This is a genomic window from Candidatus Dorea massiliensis AP6 (genome assembly GCF_964245105.1).
GTDB lineage: Bacteria > Bacillota > Clostridia > Lachnospirales > Lachnospiraceae > Laedolimicola > Laedolimicola intestinihominis.
This window is the reverse complement of sequence record NZ_CAXTKW010000045.1, coordinates 1-928: the sequence shown is the minus strand read 5'-3', so window position 1 is coordinate 928 and position 928 is coordinate 1. Positions and strand designations below refer to the sequence as shown.

Genomic DNA, 928 nt, shown 5'->3' with positions numbered 1-928 from the left:
GGCATGATAAAATAGAGGTAGGAAGGATAGATAAAGGAGGTTTTGAAGATGAAGATACTGCTGAAAATATTGGTTGCTCCCTTTGCTTTAGCGTTGTCCCTTCTGGCGGCTCTGCTGGTGTTCCTGTTTGATATTTGTGCCGTCCTGCTGACGATTGCCTCTGTGATCCTGGCGGTGCTGGGTGTCGCTCTCTTTTTCACGCCGACGCCCATAGGCGGGATTGTATTTCTGTTTCTTGCCTTCCTTCTTTCGCCGTATGGACTGCAAGCGGCGGCGGGCTCCCTTCTTTGGGCGCTGGACGGAGGCAAATCCGCTCTGTACCGGTTTCTGGCAAGTTAAGCAGCCTCGGGCCATACTGGCCCGAAGTCGGGGCGGTCTGAATGGGCCGCCCCTTTCTCATGGAAAGGAGGAATGATTTTTGGCTACCACAACTTTGTTACAGCGCCATGCGGGCGAAGGCGAAACGATTGCTGAGGCTATCCGGGATTGTCTGGACTATGGCAAGGACCCGGAGAAAACAGAAAGCGGAAAGTATATCTCCGCTTATGAATGTGATCCGGCCACCGTGGCGGACGAGTTCCTTTTGGCAAAGGCCAGCTATGCCGCTATGACGGGCCGGGAACAGAAGAAAGAAAATAATGTGCTGTGCTATCAGATACGACAATCCTTCTATCCGGGCGAGATCACCCCGAAGGAGGCGAACCGTATCGGCTATGAGCTGGCTATGCGCTGGACAAAGGGGCGGCACGCTTTTATCGTTACCACGCACACCGATAAGCAGCACATCCATTGTCACATTTATTACAACTCCACCACCCTTGACTGCACCCGGAAATTCCGAAATTTTTGGGGCTCCAGCTTCGCCCTTCGGCGGCTCTCTGACAGGCTGTGCCTTGAAAACGGGCTGTCCATCGTGGAGAACCCGAAG

Annotated in this window: 2 protein-coding genes; both read left to right on the top strand. The window is 53.6% G+C overall.

What is annotated here, in order from left to right; translation table 11 throughout:
* Positions 1–48 precede the first annotated feature (48 nt).
* Complete coding sequence (locus ACESZP_RS17920; RefSeq protein ID WP_009901657.1) at positions 49–339, top strand: CD1845 family protein; 291 nt, start codon at positions 49–51, stop codon at positions 337–339.
* A gap of 79 nt (positions 340–418) precedes the next feature.
* Positions 419–928, top strand: a 510-nt coding sequence (locus tag ACESZP_RS17915) for a relaxase/mobilization nuclease domain-containing protein (protein ID WP_499709949.1), incomplete at its 3' end; no start/stop codon positions are given.